The following is a 19,618-nucleotide window of genomic DNA, read 5'->3' as shown; positions in this document are numbered from 1 at the left end:
TGCTTCGTTATGAATGAGATCAGTAATAAAATTTTATCATTTTTTAACTCTAAAAACAGCTTTCCGGGATAAAAAATATTAGCTTTTGATATTTAAATTACGTACTTTTGAGAAATTATTTTAATAGAGATGAGTAACATTGATGATAAGAAAAAAGCACTCGCTTTAGTGCTTGACAAGCTAGATAAAACATATGGTAAGGGAACGGTAATGACTTTAGGTGATGAATCTATAGACAATACAATAGAAGTTATTCCTTCCGGTTCTTTAGGTTTAGATATTGCTTTAGGAATAGGCGGATATCCAAAAGGAAGAATCATTGAAATATATGGTCCTGAATCTTCAGGTAAAACAACTTTGACCCTTCATGCTATTGCTGAAGCTCAAAAAGCAGGCGGTATTGCTGCATTCATTGATGCAGAGCACGCTTTTGACAGAACGTATGCTGCAAAATTAGGAATTGATCTTGAAAACCTGATCATTTCTCAGCCGGACAACGGTGAGCAGGCTTTAGAAATTGCGGATAACTTAATCCGTTCTGGAGCTATTGATATTGTTGTTATTGACTCCGTAGCTGCTCTTACTCCAAAAGCAGAGATTGAAGGAGAAATGGGAGATTCAAAAATGGGTCTTCACGCAAGATTAATGTCTCAGGCATTAAGAAAACTGACTGCTACGATTTCAAGAACGAAGTGTACCGTAATCTTCATCAACCAGTTGAGAGAAAAAATTGGAGTAATGTTCGGAAATCCTGAAACAACTACCGGAGGTAATGCCCTTAAATTCTACGCTTCTGTAAGAATTGATATCAGAAAAGCAAGTGCACCTATCAAACAAGGTGATGAAGCTATCGGTAGCCGTGTGAAAGTGAAAATCGTGAAAAACAAAGTAGCACCTCCTTTCAAACAGGCAGAATTTGATATCATGTACGGAGAAGGAGTTTCTAAAGTAGGAGAAATTCTTGATACTGCTGTAGATATGGGAATTGTGAAGAAGAGCGGTTCATGGTTCAGCTATGAAGAAACCAAGCTGGGTCAGGGACGTGATGCTGTAAAAGATGTTTTGAAAGATAATCCTGATCTTTCCGAAGAATTGGAAAACAAGATCAAAGAAGAAATGAAAAACAAATAATTTTTCAGAAAAATACAGAAAAGGCAGTCTTCGGATTGCCTTTTTTGTTTTTTTAATGGTGCTTTTTTTTTAACGCAAAGTTTTATTTGTATTCTGCAATATTTTTAAGAGAGTAAAGGGTGGAATCAATTTCATTGATTCTTACTAAGCGAAAGTATTAATCACAGCTTCTTCAGCGGCAAAATTGCAAATCTTTGCTTCCTTAGGATCAGCTTTCGAATTATTTATTATTTCTTCGCGTTTAAATCATAAGCTAATTACCAGAAATAGAAAAGAGGTCATTCCGTAGAACAACCTCCTCAAGTTTTTATATTTTTTAAAAAATTATTCAGCAATTTTACCCTGCAGCTGAACGGCTCCGGTTACTTTCATTCCTTTGGTAAGCGTTTCCATTCTCATGTTTTCTTTATTTACAAAAGCATCAATTGTGAAGAAGTCTTCATTTTCTTCATTTGTAATCAGCTTCAACTTCAGAATATAGCCTTTTACACTTCGGTCATCAAGCAATTCTGTTTCTTTAAAGTCAACCAGTTGAGCAATGAAATCAAAACATGCATAATTAGGAAGATCCTGGCTTGGTACATAAGTCGTGAAGTCTTCACTCATTTTCGTACCATCCGGTAAATCAGTATGGGTATGAACATCAAGGATTAAAACAACTCCGCTTATATTTACTTTCAAATGAGGCTGTGTAAGATAGGTATTTCTGTTTTCAGCATAATCTGTAGCAAAAAACCAGACTCCAAAAGTATTTCTGGCAGGTCCTGCCACAATCGCCTGTAAATTCAGTGCATTTTCCCATTCTCTGATTGATCTTGTTTCAAAATCTAAAACATAATCAGTCTTTACTTCCGGAATGATCGTGCTCAGTTCATCCGTCACAATTGTTTTGAATCTTACATCTTCAAATTCCGTTTTGCTTTTATTTTCTCCCGTAGGATCAGCAACAGTAGACTGCATCAAAATAGTTGTAAGATACTGACCGTAATCTTTAGTTTGGAAATTCTGATGTCCAAAAATCCCGCTCCATGTATTCACAAGATTATGAACATTGGATTTTCTGATGATGATTCCTGCTTCATTTGTCATTTCAGGAGCTGTAATTCCTTCTGTATTCTGGAAATAATCTCTACCATCCACTAACTGATGACTCATGATGGTATTATTCTCTTCATGAGAAAACTCGGCAAAACCTTTATAAGTGACATTTTGATTTTCAAAAACATACGGAAGGCCTGTTTTTACCTTATCATGACCTGCAAAGTGATACGCAAGAGAAATTCCTTTGAAATCACCCTCCTGAATTGCCGGAGTGTGGTTACCATTATGATCGAACTGAGAATGATAAAGGATCATATAAGATTTGATTTTTCCTGCCTCAAGTTCAGCTTCAAACTTTTCTTCCATCTGCGCAATAGCCTGCTGCGGAGGAAGTGCATAGGCATCTTCGGTTACCATATAGGCAAAACCTTCTACTTCACCATTTTCTTTTTGAAAAGCAGAAAGAGGCGTATACTCACCTCTTAGCTGAAGTGCAATAGAATACACGATATAATCGTTATAAATCCTGATTTTTTCAAATTCCTCATTTACTTTTGGCTCTTCTACCTGTTGTAAGGGAATTTCCTGTGCTGTTTCCATCACTTCTTCCACCACTTCCTCTACTGCCTTTTCCTCCGGCCTTTCCATTTCCTGAACCGAAGTACTCACATTTTCCTGATTGTTATTCTTTTTCTTAAAAAAATCAAAGATTCCCATACTGTTATTTATAATTGGCGGTAAATATAATAAAAGCGATCAACAGACCCATCATAAAAAAAATGCCATTGTGTCAGTTTCTTATTCATTGTTTTTCTGAAAATATATTTTGAAATAAAAAATTCCGGCGGAGCCAAAGGCTCCGCCGGAATTTTATTAGTCAGGTTTCTCATCTGTCAGCTCAAATCCCCAATCTTTTCCTTTTTGGGTGGCTGGAACACCTTTTGTCATCCAGACCGGAGCTTTAGCTCCTTTCAGATAATAATCAAAAAACTGCTGTTCTCGGATCTGAATATCTTTCCTGTTCTGGCGTTTCATAAGATTGTGATCATCTCCGTTATAATTCAGAAGCCATACTGGTTTTCCGAGACGGCGTAATGCGGTAAACATTTCGATTCCCTGGTACCAAGGCACCGCTCCATCTTTATCGTTACTCATAATCACTACCGGGGTTTTTACCTGGTTGATGGTAAATAGCGGTGAGTTTTTGATATAAAGATCCGGAGCTTCCCAGAGATTTTTTCCTAATCTGCTCTGCGACTTTTCATACTGAAACTGTCTGTTCATTCCTGATGTCCACCGGATTCCTCCGTAAGCGGAAGTCATGTTCACCACAGGGGCTCCACTCCATGCAGCTGCGTACATATTGGTATGAGCGATAAGATAGGCTACCTGATAACCGCCCCAGCTTTGTCCCTGAATTCCTATTTTATTTCCATCTACCCATGAATTTTGCTTCAGCTTCTCAACTCCGGAATTGATGTATTCCATTGCAGATTCTCCGGGAAAACCATCTTTGTAAGAAATATCAGGGGTAAAAACCAGATATCCGTTGCTCACAAAATAAGAAATATTTAATCTTGATGGGGTTGGTGCCGGTGCTACATAACGGTTTAGATTATCTGAAAGTTTTTCATAAAAATAGACAATCATAGGATATTTTTTATTCGGATCAAAATCTTCCGGCTTGTATAAAATTCCTGTGGAGGTATTTCCTTTTGGTGTGGTCCAGTTTACCAATTCATCTGTTCCCCAGTTATACTGACTCTGCTGTGGATTGGTATTGCTCAGCTTTTGCTGTTGGGAGAAATCTGATGCTGCAAAAATATCGGGAGAATCTGTGTACGATTCTTTTACCAAAATATATTCCTCAGCATTTTTTGCTTTCTGAAGAGTTCTGTACCCCCATACATTTTCCATCTGAATTTTTACAGGATCAGCATTCGAATGAATAGATGTTTTGAAAATCCCGTTCGCTTTGGTCGTATTATCAAATGCAGATAGATAAATAGCTGATTTTCTGTTTAAGCTTTTAATATCTTTATCTAGATCATAAGTCTCAAATGTTATTTTATTCTTACGCCCATATCCATTGGTGATATTTCTTGTTTTTTTGGCACCGTTCAGGAAAAATTCCCAAAGATCATAACGGTCTCTGATAATGACGGATTCATCTTTATCTGTCCATGATGCAATACCGTAAGAGTTTGGAAAATCCGGCATATCAAATTCCTCGTCAACGAAGGAAACAGGCAAGCCGCTGCTTAACGGAATTGTCTGCTTTGTTTTCACATTATAACTCAACCATTTTCCTTTTTCTCTGTCAAAAATCACAACAAAATTTCCAAGCGGAGATACGGCAACTGCACCATTCAGATCTTTAATAATTTCTGTTCTCTCCCCTGTTTTATTATCAATAAGAAAATAGGTTTTCCTGGTAGAGCCTTCCCACTGTGACGAAATACGGTTATTGATACTTGTAATACCTAATGCAAACTCTGCATTTCCTTCATTAACCAATCTTAACGTATCCAGATCTTCTCCATCAATATTTCTGAAGAAATCCGGCTTTTCTGTCTGCATTACTGCGGCATAAGATTTTTTCAGGTCATTTTTCAGTTCTTTTAGCTGTACCGTTTGAAGATAATCATCCCTGTAATTCCAGATATCAACTACAGCATGGTCATTTGCAATCATTGCAGTATCTTTTGCAACAGGTTTTGGGGCAACACCGAAATACAGCTGTTTTCCGTTTTTACTGAATAAGGGTAAGCGGTTTTCAGAAATCACCCAGTTCTTTTTCATCTGGGCATTTTCATTGGTTACAATTTCTTTTTTGTTTCCTTTAAAATTAAAGTAATACAGCTGATACAATTTCACCAGATCATTCTGTGCGGAAGAAGTACCTACATAAGCCAGCTGGTTTCCTTCTTCATCGAAAGCCAATTGTGAAAAATCGCCTTCCATTTCAGAGATCTTACTGACAGTTCCTTTTTGCAGATCGAGTACCTGTACCTTCTGAAGGGTATACTTCTTTGGTTTTGATTTGTCAGTAACTTTTTTATCCTCAGAGGTATTATTCAGTGAATCTTTCTTTTCCTTCTTATTCTTACCGATTTTCTCTTCGGGCTTTTTAGTCACAAAAACCAGCTGCTTTCCGTTTTTGCTGAACTCATAACGTACTACATTATCATATGTTGTACTTTTTCCATCCAAAAGATTTTGCACCACCAGCTGCAAGGGTTTTGCATTTTTTTCCTCATCCTTCTTTTCGTCTCCATCTTCCTTCTCTGCATCGTCATCTGAAGATTTGTCTTTTGTATTTTCCAAAAGATAGGCGACATAAGAACCTGCTTTCTCAGGTGTTTTAAAACCTTTTACATTCGGGATTTTCTCTGTTGTATCATGAAGGAAATCTACAATGGCAAGACTGTCTTTCGTGAGTTTATTTTGTTTGAGCTTTTTGTCTTTTACCGCTTTTATATCTTTATACTGCGGGCGGATTTGAAAAACAGCAAATCTTGAATCATTGGTAAAATTCAACTTTATAGCTCTTGGAAATTTCTTTGAGGTTTTATTTTTTACCGAATATAAAAAAAGGTCTGGGTTTCCCTCCTGGGCATCCACGGAATAGGCGATCCACTTTCCATCATTGGAAATTTTTCTCGAACCTATATTTTGCCAACTGTCATAAACAGAATGATCTAAAGGCTTTTTCTGCGCATTCACAAAACAGGTCATGATGAGCAGAATGAAAACTGTACATTTCAACTTCATTTTTAAAGAATTTTAAGAATTAAAAGTAAGGTATTTCTTTGAAAAATCAACAAAATAGACCTATGGGTTAGGGACAGAAAAAAAATGTCATTCTGTCACATTCCTCCGGATGGTATTTTTTTTGAGAAATATCTGAAAATTAAAAATTATTAAATATGATGACTAAAGGAAATATTAATGTATCTGTGGAAAACATTTTCCCGCTTATTAAAAAATTTCTTTACAGTGACCACGAAATATTCTTAAGAGAATTAATCTCAAATGCAACTGATGCCACTTTAAAATTAAAACATTTAACAAGCATTGGTGAAGCAAAAGTTGAATACGGAAATCCAAAACTTGAGGTTAAAATTGATAAAGACCAGAAAACTTTACGCATTATTGACCAGGGCATTGGGATGACGGGTGAAGAAGTAGAGAAATACATTAACCAGGTTGCTTTCTCAGGAGCTGAAGAGTTTTTGGAAAAATATAAAGATTCTGCGAAAGATTCAGGCATTATCGGACATTTTGGTCTTGGGTTTTACTCTGCGTTTATGGTAGCAGAAAAAGTGGAGATCCTTACAAAATCTTATAAAGATGAGCCCGCTGTACGTTGGATCTGCGACGGAAGCCCTGAATTTACTCTTGAAGAAACAACTGATAAAACGGACAGAGGAACAGAAATCATCCTTCATATCGCAGAAGATTCTTTAGAATTTTTAGAAGAAGGAAAAATCCGTGAACTGTTATTAAAGTATAACAAATTCATGCCTGTTCCAATCAAGTTCGGGACTAAGACACATACACTTCCATTACCGGAAGACGCTCCGGAAGATGCTGTAGCTGAAACGGAAGAGGTAGACAATATCATCAATAATCCGGTACCGGCATGGACCATTGCTCCAAGCGAACTGACCAACGAAGATTATATGAAGTTCTACCACGAGCTGTATCCAATGCAGTTTGAAGAACCATTATTCAACATCCACCTGAATGTGGATTACCCTTTCAATCTTACCGGGATTTTGTTCTTCCCTAAGCTGAACAATAATCTGAATATTGACAAGGATAAAATTCAGTTATACCAAAATCAGGTATTCGTAACAGATGAAGTTAAAGGGATCGTACCAGACTTCCTGATGCTTCTGAGAGGAGTTATTGATTCTCCGGATATCCCGTTGAACGTTTCCCGTTCTTACCTTCAGGCAGACGGTGCTGTAAAGAAAATTTCTTCTTACATCACGAAAAAAGTAGCCGACAAGATGGCATCTCTGATCAACGAAAACCGCGAAGATTATGAGCAAAAATGGAATGACATCAAGGTAGTTATTGAATACGGAATTGTTACCGAAGATAAATTTGCTGAAAAAGCAGATAAATTCACACTATACCCTACAACAGACGGTAAATATTTCCTTTGGGATGAACTGGTAGAGAAAATCAAACCAATGCAGACTGATAAAGATAATAAACTGGTCGTATTGTATGCTACCAATGCTGATGAGCAGCACAGCTATATCCAATCTGCAAGAGACAAAGGATATGAAGTACTGTTATTGGATTCTCCTATTATTTCGCATGTGATTCAGAAGCTTGAAACTTCAAAAGATAATATTTCTTTTGCAAGAGTAGATGCTGATCATGTGAATAATCTGATTAAAAAAGACGAGCCGGTAATTTCAAAACTGAATGAAACAGAAAAAGAAGCTTTAAAAAAGAACGTAGAAGAGGTTATTCAGGATTCTAAATTTACGGTTCAGCTGGAAGATCTTGACAGCAACGATGCTCCCTTTACCATTACCCAGCCTGAATTTATGAGAAGAATGAAAGAAATGCAGGCGACAGGCGGTGGCGGAATGTTCGGAATGGGAGGTTTCCCGGAGATGTACAATCTTGTGGTCAATTCGAACAGCGAGCTTTCTAATCAGATTTTAAAAACTGAGAATACGGAAGAAAAAGAGCGTTTAATTAAATACGCGCTGGATCTTGCCAAGCTTTCCCAAAACTTACTGAAAGGAAAAGACCTTACAGATTTTATACAGAGAAGCTATAAGCAGCTTGAAAAATAATATATAGAAAAGACTGTTTCATTTTGAAGCAGTCTTTTTTTTTTGCCTACAGAAGGTTGGGAAAACGCAAGGACGCAAGTTTTTTATAATTTATGCTTTAGAACGCAAGGATTTTATCTACGATAAAATTTCGTATTCCTAATACTGTAAGAATTAATTCTTGCTGAAAATTGAATATTGAGCGAAGTCGAAATATTCTTGCGCCTTACATATTTATAGTGCTTAGGAAATCTTTGCGCCCCTGCGTTTTCCATCAATCTAAAAACAGTCTGAAAATCATCAATAGTTAATCTAAGCCTTATCGGTTAAAATTTTGTCTCTTGCTATATATTTTTGATCAACAGGAAGTTATTATGAATCAAAGGAGTAATTAAAGGAAATTTTCAACAATTAAATCCGATAACACTTCTGTTTTTAAGTTTAGTTTCATTTTATCCTTAATCTTATTCATTACTGCCTATTTTTTTCTACTTTTTATTGTATAGCTTATGCTTTTTTGCCATTTTTGTATAAAATGTAGGTCATGCAAAAAGAAAAATTACGCGTCATCAGAAAGCAAAAAGGCTACACTCAACAGCAGGTAGCTGACTTTATTGCAACAGATGTATCTAATTACAGCAGAAAAGAAAGCGGCGATGTCAGGATCGTAAGGGAGGAGTGGGATAAAATTGCCCGTTTTTTGAATGTACCGGTTGAAGATATTTATGAAGAGGAAGAAGCTACAGTAGTTGTTAATAATAACCATCCAGTATTTAATGACAGATCTTCTTCTGCGGGAATCATTACTACCCAGAACAACTATGATAATATCCCCGGAGATATCATTAAAAACCTTCAAAACTATATTGATCTATTAAAAGAGGAGAACGAAAGGCTGAAAGAAGAGTTGAAAGGTCTCCCAAAAGCAAGAAAATAATACAGTTTGAATCCTTTAAAAATATTGATGTCACTTCTATTAAATTATGGAGTGACATTTTTTTTGCTTTGCAGTGTTGATGGGTGAGTTTTTTGACGCAAAGGATTAATTTTTCTATGCTTTATTCCAGGAGGCAAAAGCTGCAACTTTTTCCTTGATGGAGCTGTGATGAGTGATAGATTCCCTTAGAAAAAATCAATTTCATTGACTCCCGCTTTGCTTGCTCACTTAAATAGTAAAGAAAATAAATAAAAGCTTTGATTAAAGAAAGTTTTCATTTACTTTCTTTTAAATTTACAATTCCTCCAAAGGATCCCAGAACAGTTTTTTAAAGTTTTTTATCCTAAGATGTTCTATAGTAATCCCTTCTGCTTCCAGTTTAGGCTGAAATTCCGGAACAGATAATACTCCTGAACTGGAAATCACGCGGTGCGCAGGAACATCTTTCGGGCATCCACCCATAGCTTTCCCTACATGTCTGGAATGATTAGGATAGCCAACAGCCTTTGCTATCGCGCCGTACGTGGAAACTCTTCCTTTGGGAATAAGTCTTGCCACTTCGTAGACCTGCTGTTTAAAAATTTCATCCATAGCTGTCTCCTATTTTTTTTGCATCATTTTTGAACTCTATAAAATTCGGTGATGTTTCATTAAAAGATAAAGATATGAAAAAATCATTTTTCAGACTGCTGAATGCGGTTAATAAAAAAGTACTTCCGAAACTGAGTAATAAAGACCCTAACCACCTGACTAAAGTAGAAAAGGGTATTCTGGCGTACCGTTATTTTGTGCTGGTGAATTCGTTGGATTGATTTCCCCCCGGATTGCACAGATTTTTATAAATGTTTATGTGTACTTTTTGGAAAACGCAAAGTCGCAATTTTTTACATGGCTCCTACTAAGCCGCGAGGATTTTATCTTTGATAAAATTGTATATCGTTGAATTGTATTTAGCTGCATGCTTTATTTTCATCAAAGATGAAACTTAATTATTCTTATCTTCTTCACTAATCTTAATGGATTAAATGGTCTAATATTTATTTTTTCAAAGAAATAAAAAAGCGCTTCAAATGAATTGAAGCGCTGTTATTGTAATCTCTGGTGAGATTTATTCTTAAGCGTTTTCTAAGATATAAGAGAACATCAATGGTGCACAGATTGTTGCATCACTTTCAACAATGAATTTTGGTGTAGTGATATCCAGTTTTCCCCAGGTAATTTTCTCATTGGGAACAGCTCCTGAATATGAACCGTAAGAGGTAGTTGAATCTGAAATCTGGCAGAAGTAAGACCAGAAAGGAATGTCATGCATTTCCATATCCTGATAAAGCATTGGAACAACGCAGATAGGGAAATCTCCTGCGATTCCTCCGCCAATCTGGAAGAATCCTACTCCCTTTCCTCCTGAGTTTTTAGTATACCAGTCAGCAAGATAAGTCATATATTCAATACCCGATTTCATTGTCGTAGCTTTAAGCTCACCTTTGATACAGTAAGAAGCAAAGATATTACCCATTGTAGAATCTTCCCATCCTGGTACTACGATTGGTAAGTTAGCCTCTGCAGCAGCAATCATCCATGAGTTTTCTCTAGGAATTTCATAGTACTGCTCCAATACTCCTGAAAGGATCATTTTGTACATAAATTCGTGCGGGAAGTATCTTTCTCCTTTAGCTTCTGCATCTTTCCAGATCTCTACGATATGCTTCTGTAATCTTCTGAAAGCTTCTTCTTCAGGGATACAGGTATCAGTAACTCTGTTCAGACCTCTTTCCAAAAGATCCCACTCATCCTGAGCTGTTAAATCTCTATAATGAGGAACTCTTTCATAGTGCGAGTGTGCTACAAGGTTCATTAAATCTTCTTCAAGGTTAGCCCCTGTACAAGAGATAAAATCTACTTTTCCCTGACGGATCATTTCAGCAAGAATCTTTCCCAATTCAGCAGTAGACATTGCTCCTGCTAAAGTAATCATCATTTTTCCGCCATCTTTAAGATGTGCAACATATCCTTTAGAAGCATCCACCAATGCAGCTGCGTTGAAGTGCAGGTAATACTTTTCTATGAATTCAGTTATCGGTTTGCTCATTTTTTTAATTTTTGCAAAGATAAAACTTAAAAACGGAATGCCGTCAACGCACCTGAAGAAAGTGTGATAGAGAAGCATTTTTTATCATTTGTTAAATAGAAGAGTATAAGTTGCTGGAAATCGCAAGGGCAAAAAGGACTTTAAAGCTTTGTGAATATTTTAAGGCACAAGAATATTTCGGCTTCGCTCAATATTAGATTTTCAGCAAGGGAAAGCATCATTTTTGCACAGATCACACAAATCACACAGATTTTTATACTATTAAAAATTAGTGTGAGATAAAAAGATAAATTGTGCAATATAAAATTTTATCGAAGATAAAATCCTCGCGACTTAGTCGGAGCCATATCAAAAAATTTGCGGCTTTGCGTTTTCCAACATTAAAAGTTTATAAAAAAGCACGACCCAAAATGAGCCGCGCTTTCATCGTAATTTAATTTAATATTTTCAACAAAGCTTTAGCCTTCCCAGGCTTCCACCTTCAAAATCTCAATTTTCCTTTCCCCATCTCTGAAAGGCCAATCTATGATATCTCCTACTTTGTATCCTACAACCGCAAGAGCAATATCTGACAGGATGGAATGTTTATTCTTCTTAAGCTTTGCTTTGGTAGAAGGCACAAAAATATATTCGTGTTCAAAGTTCAAGGTGTGGTCTTTTAACGTTACTTTTCTGTCTACTGTGACTATATCAGCAGGAAGATCTCTCCTCAGCACCTGTTTTGCTTTTCTAAGTTCTTCAGTAAGCCTTTTTTCTTCTCCGATGCTCACTTTTTTTCTTCTGAGTGTATCTTTTATGGCATCATAAATTCCGGTGGTTACAATAATTTGACTTGACATTTTCTTTATTTTTTAAAATTAAGATGCAGTTATTTTCCATTGATCCAATGTAGAATGCAGGCATACAACAGCCTTCTTCTATAGAAAACTGCAAAAAATAGTATAAAACGAAATTTCTTCCCTGTCTTGGATCCTGACAGGGACTAGATGATGAAGTCCTTAGAACTTTTTAGAAAAGAATCTGTGTGAAGATAAAGTAAAGACATCAACAATCCCGATTGCTGGCTTTCTGCTGGTAAAGAAATTGTTGCTGTCATGATAATTAATTCTTATGTACAATTACAAATATAGTGTTTAAAAACGGAAACGTCTGTTTTCTTTCTTATCAGAAAGCTTTTTTTTGTTATCCAGTCGTTTTTGTTTCTGTCCTTTTGATGGTTTTGTGGCAGTCCTCTTTTTGGGAACAATAAGCGCTTTGTTTACGATCTCAATAATCTTTTCCACCGCTTTATTTTTGTTCATCAGCTGAGTTCTGCTTTCGGAAACGGTGAGAAATAAAAAACCATCTGCATTGATTCTGTTTTTCAGTGTATGCTGAATCAGTATTTTCTCATCTTCACCAAAAAAATCTGATGCATCCACTTTCCAAAGTACTGTAACAGCAGTTTCCACTTTATTGACGTTTTGTCCGCCTGCCCCGCTGCTGCGGGAAGTTTTGAAACTGAGTTCTTTTGAAAAGTCTTTCATTTTTAGTGGTTTATATTATTTTTTTATAGAGTTCCGTTCTGTTTACTTTTCCATTGGGAGTTCTCGGCATTTCACTTATAAAGATCACTTCTTTTGGTCTGTGAAAATTCTTCTTAAAAGGTATCTCTGAAATTTTCTTTACTATTTCCTGTGATTCATTTCCTTCTATGACAAGTATCAATTTCTGTCCCAAACTCTCGTCCGGCAAGCCAATAAATAGGGCCTCGTTCGGGATTTCTTTCTTCACCAGCGCTTCAAGGGTTTCCGGAAAGATTTTTGCGCCTCCGGAATTGATCACATTATCAATTCTTCCGAGAAATTTAAAATGTTTTTCATTTTTAATATCAACTAAATCATTAGTTTGCAGTTCAGAAGCATTTACATTAGGTGCTGAGATCTTCAAACATCCTCTGTCATCCAGGGAAATGGATACATTTTCAAAAACAGTAAAGTAATCTTCCTGCTCCGGCATGAGCTGTTTTAAGCCAATATGAGAAAGGGTTTCAGACATTCCGTAGGTTTCAAAAATACGATTGGAATTACTAAGTTTCATTTGGAGCATCTTATTTTTCAGGCTTTCTGAGACCGCAGCACCTCCTATGATCAGATTCTTAATCAGATGAAGCTTTTCCAGCGAGTTTTCCACCTGAAGCGGGGTCATCGCACAAAAATCTGTTTCTTCTTCCAGGTCTTCAACAGGTTTCAGAGAAGGATCTGCAATTCTAAGTTTTAATTTTCTTTCTATAGCACGTACAATCATCATTTTACCTGATATATATTCTACAGGCAGACAAAGCAATGCAGAATCTCCTTCTTTTAATCCTAAAAAATTACAGGTCATCACTGCAGAATTGATCATTTTCTTTTTCTCAATTTCAAAAATTTTCGGAACCCCTGTAGAACCCGATGTCTGTACGTGTACTTTTGTTGTTTCTGAAAACCATTCTTCCAGAAAAATTTTCACTTTCTTTTCAAATTCGGTATCAAACGATAATTTATTAATATTGAGATTATTGAAGTCTATCAGCATATTTTCCGGGAATAATTCTACAGTAAATTTAAAAAAAATTTCAAAAAGTTCTTGTATGTAAAGAAAAAAGCTGTAAATTTGCACCACTAAAACAAACAGAGACTCATGGTGTAGCGGTAACACTACTGATTTTGGTTCAGTCATCTGGGGTTCGAATCCCTGTGAGTCTACAAACCATCCTTTTTAAAGGGTGGTTTTTGTTTTTTATTTAATGCATGTTTCTGAATGTAACTTGAAATAACATCTTAAAAGAATAAATCATGAAAAACGTTATTTCTAATTCTTTTCAATTCTGAAATGCCGCCCTTTTAATTCCTAAAACGCAGGACTCAGCAGCCTGAAATTTGAATATGATGATACCAATAATTCAATCTTAGTACTGCATAATAAAACACTATCTATGGACATGCCCAAGAGATGGTTTTGTTGATCTGTCTAATGATGTATTATTTATTTTTTAAACCATCAATTTCTTCCTGTATAGATTGAATTCTGTCCCTTAATTCCTGACTTACTTTACCCGGAATCTTTTTAACCTTTCTTAAATCTAAGGCCAGCATAATGGAGGCAATCCCCATAAAAATAAACGAAACACCAGTAAGCGTAACCAGTGAAATTCCTGTAAATACCGGATTAAATATCAGCAGCAGGGAAAAAACAATTCCTCCAATGCTTGCAAGTGCTACATTTCCCCAGCTCATTATTCTCATACTTTTAAGATCAAATGCGAATCCCAGTAATTGAAATGACCGGAACAGAAAAGTAAACCCGATAACAAACGGGAGTACCGACATTGAAATCTGCGGATTTGCGATAAGATAAACGCCAATAGCAGTCGTTAATAATCCGCTTACAAGAAACCATCCCCATCCTTGCAGGGATTTACTGTTTTGTAAAGAAAAGAATATTTCGGTAATTCCCGAAAATAAGAATGAAACACTGAAAAGGATAGAGAGTGTAACGTAGGTAGCAATAGGTACACTAAATACATAAAAACCACAGATCAGGAAAAGAATTCCGAAGATTAAGGGAATATACCAGTGTTTTACAGTGTTGGTGAACGTTTGAAATAAATTGGCCATAGGTGTCTTTTTTGGTTCTGCCTACTTTTTGTAACGGTTTCGGCTTATCCGCAGGTATTCCAAACAGATTATAATTTTCACCTGAATTTGAAATATAACCTTTACCAATATACAAAAAATTACCTAGCAAAGCGTTGTATTCTGCGAATTGTTTTCACAAAAAAACATCATTACAGCTAATTTATTCTTGAATTATCTTTCCCGATTTCTGGCAGGCTGCTGTTGGGTTATGCAGTGTACCATTCCTCCATTTTCATATAGGTTTAGTACATCTATTCCTATTACTTTTCTGCCAGGATACTGATCCTGAATAATTTTATTAGCACCGTCAATATGCATATCGGTAACGTCTAATCCTCTTACTCCTTCCAGCCAGAAAATCAATAAAGATGGTTATATTTCATGTCTTAAATTACTGCAATAAAAAAGGTGAAAATCATTTGATTTTCACCTTTCCAAACGGATCAATATCTGTTTTATCCTGTTATTTCGGTTTATATAATTTATACATTACAAACAGGAAGCCAATCCATACCGGAATAAGAATCACCTGAATTTCCATCCCAGTAATACTCATCAGCCCTAAAATCAGCACCAAAAATGCGATACAGATGTAATTGGATATCGGATAGAATATAGAGGGGAATTTGGAGTGAATTTGTTCTGCATTGATAGATTTCTTAAATTTCAAGTGGGTGTAGCATATCATCAGCCAGTTGATGATCAATGTGGAGACCACCAAAGCCATCAGGTATTCGAAAGCTTTTTCCGGCACTAATTTATTGATAATGATACAGATTCCGGCAAAGCATGAAGATACAATAATTGCATTCGTAGGAACAGCGTTTTTATTCAGTTTTCTCAGGAATTTCGGAGCATTGCCCTGTTGAGCCAGCCCGAAAAGCATTCTGCTGTTACTGTAAACACTGCTGTTATATACTGACAGAGCAGCTGTTAAAACAATCAGGTTAAGAACATTCGCAATCAATGTATTGAACTGAATAACTTTACCAAAAAGGCTGAACTCAAGGCCATTCAGGTTTTGAAACACCATTACAAAAGGGCTGGAGCCTTCTGTAATATCTCTCCATGGGCTTAATGAAAACAGGATCACCAAAGCACCGACGTAGAAAATAAGAATTCTGTAGATGACCTGATTGGTTGCCTGAGGAATTGTTTTTTCCGGATTTTTAGCTTCTGCGGCGGTAATACCAATAAGTTCAAGCCCGCCAAACGAGAACATAATCATTGCCATAGCGGCAAATAATCCCGAATACCCGTTTTCTGTTTTATGAAATAGTCCTTTCGGGAAGAATCCGCCATCGTTCCACAGATTGGTAATGGATGCCTTTTCTCCTCCTGTGCCGCTTATTAAAAGATAGACTCCGAAAATAATCATCGCAATAATAGCCACTACTTTGATGATGGAAAACCAGAATTCCGTTTCTCCGTAAACCTTTACCGAAGCAAGGTTAAGCGCATTAATGACAACAAAGAAAAACAAACTGGACACCCAGAGTGGTATTTCCGGCCACCAGAAATGAATGTAATGCCCAATTGCCGTAAGCTCTGCCATACTTACCAGAATATAGAGAATCCAGTAGTTCCATCCGGAAGCAAATCCCGGGAAATTTCCCCAATATTTGTAGGCAAAGTAGCTGAAACTTCCCGAAACAGGTTCCTGAACTACCATTTCACCCAGCTGACGCATAATAAAGAAGGCGATAATTCCTGCCAAAGCGTAGCCCAAAATTACGGATGGCCCTGCTAGTACGGCAGCGGGTCCAATTCCCAGAAATAACCCTGTTCCTATGGCACCTCCAAGGGCAATTAATTGTATGTGTCGGTTTGTTAATCCTCTAACTAAAGTCTCGTTTTGTCCTGTTTTATTTTCGTTGCTCATTGAATGAATTATTCGGTCGCTAAATATATAAAAACTTTTCAGAGAAATTCATATTCCATGGGGTAAATTGAGAATTCAACCTCATCCCGGAACGGAACTCCTTTTTTTATTTTACTCTATTCTTTATAAAATTCGAAATACCTTTACTGAAACAGACTTTACGGATGGAAATTATGTTTGATTTTTAAATTTTAATACGAAATCATTTGACATTCCCTGTGAACCTGCCTCAAAAAAAATGATCTCTTTCAATAAGAAAGAGATCACTTGTTATACTGATTTAAATTGAATGTAAAAGTGGAAGGCAGAAGTTTATAGAAACTCTTTCGGAACCGAAATATTATTCTTTTTCATGTATTCCAAAAGGCTTTGGTATTTATCTTCATATTCATCATTTCCACACTTATGCGAAATACTACAGATATCGGATGGTTTGATGTCTAAAATATCAGATATTTTAGTCAGTATATCCAGATTGATTTTCACCTTGGAATTCTCAATATCGGAATATGCCTTTTGGGAAATACCCATTTCAAAAGCCATATATTCCTGCGTAAGGTCTCTGCTCCTGCGTATTTTCCTGATATTTTGTCCACAAACTTTCATCGCTTTTGTTTTAGTAGTTTTCGGTATATTTTAGAAGATTAGCTATTAGCCTCTAACAAAGTTAATAAATACCTTTGGCAAAACATTATACACGTTACATGATATTTATTTTCAACATAAAAAAGACTTAAAAATACGCCTTTTTTCGGAGAAAATATCACTTCGGTAAACACTATTGGAATTTATGGAGACGCAAAAATTTAATTATGACAATAATATTGTCAGAGCATTCCTCTATGCGACTGTCGCATTCGGACTTGTAGGATTTCTGCTGGGGCTTACAGCTGCATTGATGCTTTTTTATCCTGAATTGCCTGAATTTTTATTCGGTACGGATGATACAACTATTAAAAGCTTAGCTTCGGGTAATATTCAGGGGCTGATTAATACTCAGGGAGCGATGGGCTTCGGAAGAATCAGAATGCTTCATACCAGTGCTGTTATTTTTGCTTTCGTATGTAATTCCTTTTTCTGTGGCGCTTACTACAGTATGCAGAGACTTCTTAAAACCAGAATGTACAGTGATACGCTTTCATGGCTTCACTTCTGGTCCTGGCAGTTTATGATTGTAACTGTAGTGATTACATTCCTAATGGGAATCAATACTTCTAAAGAATATGCCGAGCACGAATGGCCTATTGATATCTTAATTGCATTCTCATGGATTATTTTCGGAATCAATATGTTCGGAACGATTGCCAAAAGAAGAGTGAGACATTTATACGTCGCCATCTGGTTCTACATAGCCACCTGGATTGCGGTAGCGATGCTTCACATCTTCAATAATCTGGAGGTTCCTTTATCTTTCACCAGCTGGAAATCTTATTCTGTATATGCAGGGGTAAAAGATGCATTAGTACAATGGTGGTATGGGCACAATGCGGTAGCATTCGTATTAACGACTCCGGTATTAGGTCTGATGTATTATTTTATGCCTAAAGCAGCTCAGCGACCGGTATTCTCATACAAACTATCCATTATTCACTTCTGGTCGCTGATCTTTGTATACCTTTGGGCCGGGCCTCACCACCTGCAGTATACCGCTTTACCGGCTTGGGCACAGGCAGTGGGAACAGGTTTCTCCATTATGCTTATTGCACCGTCATGGGGAGGAATGCTGAATGGTCTCCTTACGTTAAGAGGAGCCTGGGATAAAGTAAGAGAAAACCCGATTCTGAAATTCTTTGTAGTGGCTGTTACTTGCTACGGTATGGCTACTTTCGAAGGACCTTTATTAGCAACAAAATCATTAAATAAAATTGGTCACTATACCGACTGGGTGATTGGCCACGTACACTTAGGAGCTCTTGGATGGAATGGTTTCATGGCATTCGGGGTGGTATATTATCTGGTTCCGATTATGTGGAGAACATCCCTCTGGTCTAAAAAACTGGCCAACTGGCACTTCTGGCTGGGAACATTGGGAATCATCTTTTATGCCGTTCCTATGTACATTTCAGGATTTACTCAGGGATTAATGTGGAAGCAGTTCAATCCGGACGGAACGTTATTATGGAAAAACTGGCTGGATACTGTTACTGCAATCATTCCTTACTTTAAGATGAGATTCCTGGGAGGTGTTCTTTATCTGTCTGGAGCAATTTTGATGGTGGTCAATGTGATCAAAACGATTAAAGCCGGTTCATTCCAAAAAAATGTTCCTGCGGAGGCTCCTGCATTAGCCAATATCGGAAGTTCAAGAAAAGAAGGCGAAGGCGTACACCTTTGGCTGGAAAGAACTCCCACTCTCCTTTCTGTATTAGCTTTCATTACTATAGCAATCGGTGGATTGGTGGAAATTGTTCCTACCCTTTCTCTGAAGCAAAGCGTTCCTACAATTACAGCAGTAAAACCCTATACTCCACTGGAACTCGAAGGAAGAGACCTTTATATCCGTGAAGGCTGTAATGCCTGCCACTCTCAGATGATAAGACCTTTCCGTGATGAGGTGGTAAGGTTTGAAGGAAAAAACGGACAGTATTCGAAAGCTGGAGAATTTGTATATGACAGACCATTTTTATGGGGATCTAAAAGAACAGGACCGGATCTGCACAGAGAAGGAGGAAGAAACCCTGATTCATGGCATTTCAAACATATGTATAACCCAAGAATTACATCTGCCGGTTCTATCATGCCCCGTTTTCCCTGGTTAATTACCAATAAACTGGACAAAACACAAATGGTGGATAAAATGAAGCTGATGAAAAATGCCTTCGATGTTCCTTATACAAAAGCTCAGATAGATTCTGCCAACCAATGGGCAGATAACCAGTCAAAAGCCATTGTACAGAGAATTTATGCTGAAGCAACAGATGTAAAGGATCAGATGATCAAAGAGAAAACAGCAAAAGGATCTTCTTATGTGCCGCTTGAACAGAGAGAAATTGTAGCAATGATCGCATATCTGCAGAGATTAGGCACAGATATTAAAACAACACAGGTACAAACCGCAAGTGTAGAGTAACATTT

16 protein-coding genes and 1 tRNA gene are annotated in these 19,618 nt (G+C 36.8%); 6 read left to right on the top strand and 11 right to left on the bottom strand.

Going from position 1 to position 19,618, the window contains the following annotated elements:
- Positions 1–129: 129 nt before the first annotated feature.
- Positions 130–1,131: a recombinase RecA gene (recA, locus tag BLW74_RS01665; protein ID WP_047419990.1), complete on the top strand. Its 1,002-nt coding sequence runs from the start codon at positions 130–132 to the stop codon at positions 1,129–1,131.
- Positions 1,132–1,455: 324 nt separating this feature from the next.
- On the opposite strand, the gene BLW74_RS01660 is transcribed toward recA, so the two are convergent.
- Complete coding sequence (locus BLW74_RS01660; RefSeq protein WP_089689728.1) at positions 1,456–2,889, bottom strand: hypothetical protein; 1,434 nt, start codon at positions 2,887–2,889, stop codon at positions 1,456–1,458.
- Between the two features lie 156 nt (positions 2,890–3,045).
- On the bottom strand, positions 3,046–5,946 hold the full coding sequence (locus BLW74_RS01655; protein WP_089689727.1) for an alpha/beta hydrolase family protein: 2,901 nt from the start codon (positions 5,944–5,946) through the stop codon (positions 3,046–3,048).
- A gap of 158 nt (positions 5,947–6,104) precedes the next feature.
- Here BLW74_RS01655 and htpG point away from each other — a divergent pair, with 158 nt between their 5' ends.
- A complete protein-coding gene (htpG, locus tag BLW74_RS01650; RefSeq protein ID WP_089689726.1) occupies positions 6,105–7,997 on the top strand; it encodes a molecular chaperone HtpG in 1,893 nt (630 codons plus the stop codon).
- A 523-nt stretch (positions 7,998–8,520) separates the two neighbouring features.
- A complete protein-coding gene (locus BLW74_RS01645) occupies positions 8,521–8,913 on the top strand; it encodes a helix-turn-helix transcriptional regulator (protein WP_089689725.1) in 393 nt (130 codons plus the stop codon).
- A gap of 294 nt (positions 8,914–9,207) precedes the next feature.
- Here the strand turns inward: BLW74_RS01645 and BLW74_RS01640 are convergent, their stop codons facing one another.
- Positions 9,208–9,504 (bottom strand): MGMT family protein, encoded by a 297-nt coding sequence (locus tag BLW74_RS01640; RefSeq protein ID WP_089689724.1) that lies wholly within the window; start codon positions 9,502–9,504, stop codon positions 9,208–9,210.
- A gap of 74 nt (positions 9,505–9,578) precedes the next feature.
- Here BLW74_RS01640 and BLW74_RS22290 point away from each other — a divergent pair, with 74 nt between their 5' ends.
- Positions 9,579–9,725, top strand: coding sequence for a hypothetical protein (locus BLW74_RS22290; protein ID WP_164976697.1), 147 nt, complete (start codon positions 9,579–9,581; stop codon positions 9,723–9,725).
- Positions 9,726–10,027: 302 nt separating this feature from the next.
- On the opposite strand, the gene BLW74_RS01630 is transcribed toward BLW74_RS22290, so the two are convergent.
- The 4 genes from BLW74_RS01630 to BLW74_RS01615 form a co-directional block, all read right to left on the bottom strand.
- A complete protein-coding gene (locus BLW74_RS01630; RefSeq protein WP_047097747.1) occupies positions 10,028–11,002 on the bottom strand; it encodes a deoxyhypusine synthase family protein in 975 nt (324 codons plus the stop codon).
- A gap of 458 nt (positions 11,003–11,460) precedes the next feature.
- Entirely contained in the window at positions 11,461–11,841 is a 381-nt protein-coding gene (locus BLW74_RS01625) for a GreA/GreB family elongation factor (RefSeq protein WP_089689722.1), read from the bottom strand.
- A gap of 294 nt (positions 11,842–12,135) precedes the next feature.
- Positions 12,136–12,528, bottom strand: a complete 393-nt coding sequence (arfB, locus tag BLW74_RS01620) for an alternative ribosome rescue aminoacyl-tRNA hydrolase ArfB (RefSeq protein ID WP_089689721.1) — start codon at positions 12,526–12,528, stop codon at positions 12,136–12,138.
- Positions 12,529–12,538: 10 nt separating this feature from the next.
- The gene (locus BLW74_RS01615; protein WP_089690613.1) at positions 12,539–13,558 is read right to left on the bottom strand and encodes an AMP-binding protein; all 1,020 of its coding nucleotides are present in this window, start codon (positions 13,556–13,558) and stop codon (positions 12,539–12,541) included.
- 99 nt (positions 13,559–13,657) lie between these two features.
- On the opposite strand from BLW74_RS01615, the gene BLW74_RS01610 reads away from it, so the two are divergent.
- Positions 13,658–13,728 (top strand) — tRNA-Gln (locus BLW74_RS01610).
- A gap of 276 nt (positions 13,729–14,004) precedes the next feature.
- Here the strand turns inward: BLW74_RS01610 and BLW74_RS01605 are convergent.
- The 4 genes from BLW74_RS01605 to BLW74_RS01590 all read right to left on the bottom strand — a co-directional run bounded on the left by BLW74_RS01605 (position 14,005) and on the right by BLW74_RS01590 (position 17,149).
- A complete protein-coding gene (locus tag BLW74_RS01605; RefSeq protein WP_089689720.1) occupies positions 14,005–14,640 on the bottom strand; it encodes an HdeD family acid-resistance protein in 636 nt (211 codons plus the stop codon).
- 192 nt (positions 14,641–14,832) lie between these two features.
- On the bottom strand, positions 14,833–15,024 hold the full coding sequence (locus BLW74_RS01600; RefSeq protein WP_228424724.1) for an agmatine deiminase family protein: 192 nt from the start codon (positions 15,022–15,024) through the stop codon (positions 14,833–14,835).
- Between the two features lie 100 nt (positions 15,025–15,124).
- Complete coding sequence (locus BLW74_RS01595; protein WP_089689719.1) at positions 15,125–16,543, bottom strand: amino acid permease; 1,419 nt, start codon at positions 16,541–16,543, stop codon at positions 15,125–15,127.
- Positions 16,544–16,855: 312 nt separating this feature from the next.
- Complete coding sequence (locus BLW74_RS01590; protein ID WP_089689718.1) at positions 16,856–17,149, bottom strand: helix-turn-helix domain-containing protein; 294 nt, start codon at positions 17,147–17,149, stop codon at positions 16,856–16,858.
- 184 nt (positions 17,150–17,333) lie between these two features.
- Between BLW74_RS01590 and ccoN the strand changes: the two genes are divergently transcribed.
- Positions 17,334–19,613 carry a cytochrome-c oxidase, cbb3-type subunit I gene (ccoN, locus tag BLW74_RS01585; RefSeq protein WP_089690609.1) on the top strand — a complete coding sequence of 760 codons (2,280 nt, stop codon included), beginning with the start codon at positions 17,334–17,336 and terminating at the stop codon, positions 19,611–19,613.
- The last annotated feature ends 5 nt before the right edge of the window (positions 19,614–19,618 follow it).

It is taken from the genome of Chryseobacterium culicis (assembly GCF_900108365.1).
Lineage (GTDB): Bacteria > Bacteroidota > Bacteroidia > Flavobacteriales > Weeksellaceae > Chryseobacterium > Chryseobacterium culicis.
Note: the sequence above shows the minus strand (reverse complement) of the source record. Positions and strands in the feature narration are given on the sequence as shown.

Coding starts and splice junctions, on each gene's coding strand:
- recA (WP_047419990.1), top strand. CDS start 130: ATGAGTAACATTGATGATAAGAAAAAAGCACTCGCTTTAGTGCTTGAC.
- BLW74_RS01660 (WP_089689728.1), bottom strand. CDS start 2,889: ATGGGAATCTTTGATTTTTTTAAGAAAAAGAATAACAATCAGGAAAAT.
- BLW74_RS01655 (WP_089689727.1), bottom strand. CDS start 5,946: ATGAAGTTGAAATGTACAGTTTTCATTCTGCTCATCATGACCTGTTTT.
- htpG (WP_089689726.1), top strand. CDS start 6,105: ATGACTAAAGGAAATATTAATGTATCTGTGGAAAACATTTTCCCGCTT.
- BLW74_RS01645 (WP_089689725.1), top strand. CDS start 8,521: ATGCAAAAAGAAAAATTACGCGTCATCAGAAAGCAAAAAGGCTACACT.
- BLW74_RS01640 (WP_089689724.1), bottom strand. CDS start 9,504: ATGGATGAAATTTTTAAACAGCAGGTCTACGAAGTGGCAAGACTTATT.
- BLW74_RS22290 (WP_164976697.1), top strand. CDS start 9,579: ATGAAAAAATCATTTTTCAGACTGCTGAATGCGGTTAATAAAAAAGTA.
- BLW74_RS01630 (WP_047097747.1), bottom strand. CDS start 11,002: ATGAGCAAACCGATAACTGAATTCATAGAAAAGTATTACCTGCACTTC.
- BLW74_RS01625 (WP_089689722.1), bottom strand. CDS start 11,841: ATGTCAAGTCAAATTATTGTAACCACCGGAATTTATGATGCCATAAAA.
- arfB (WP_089689721.1), bottom strand. CDS start 12,528: ATGAAAGACTTTTCAAAAGAACTCAGTTTCAAAACTTCCCGCAGCAGC.
- BLW74_RS01615 (WP_089690613.1), bottom strand. CDS start 13,558: ATGCTGATAGACTTCAATAATCTCAATATTAATAAATTATCGTTTGAT.
- BLW74_RS01605 (WP_089689720.1), bottom strand. CDS start 14,640: ATGGCCAATTTATTTCAAACGTTCACCAACACTGTAAAACACTGGTAT.
- BLW74_RS01595 (WP_089689719.1), bottom strand. CDS start 16,543: ATGAGCAACGAAAATAAAACAGGACAAAACGAGACTTTAGTTAGAGGA.
- BLW74_RS01590 (WP_089689718.1), bottom strand. CDS start 17,149: ATGAAAGTTTGTGGACAAAATATCAGGAAAATACGCAGGAGCAGAGAC.
- ccoN (WP_089690609.1), top strand. CDS start 17,334: ATGGAGACGCAAAAATTTAATTATGACAATAATATTGTCAGAGCATTC.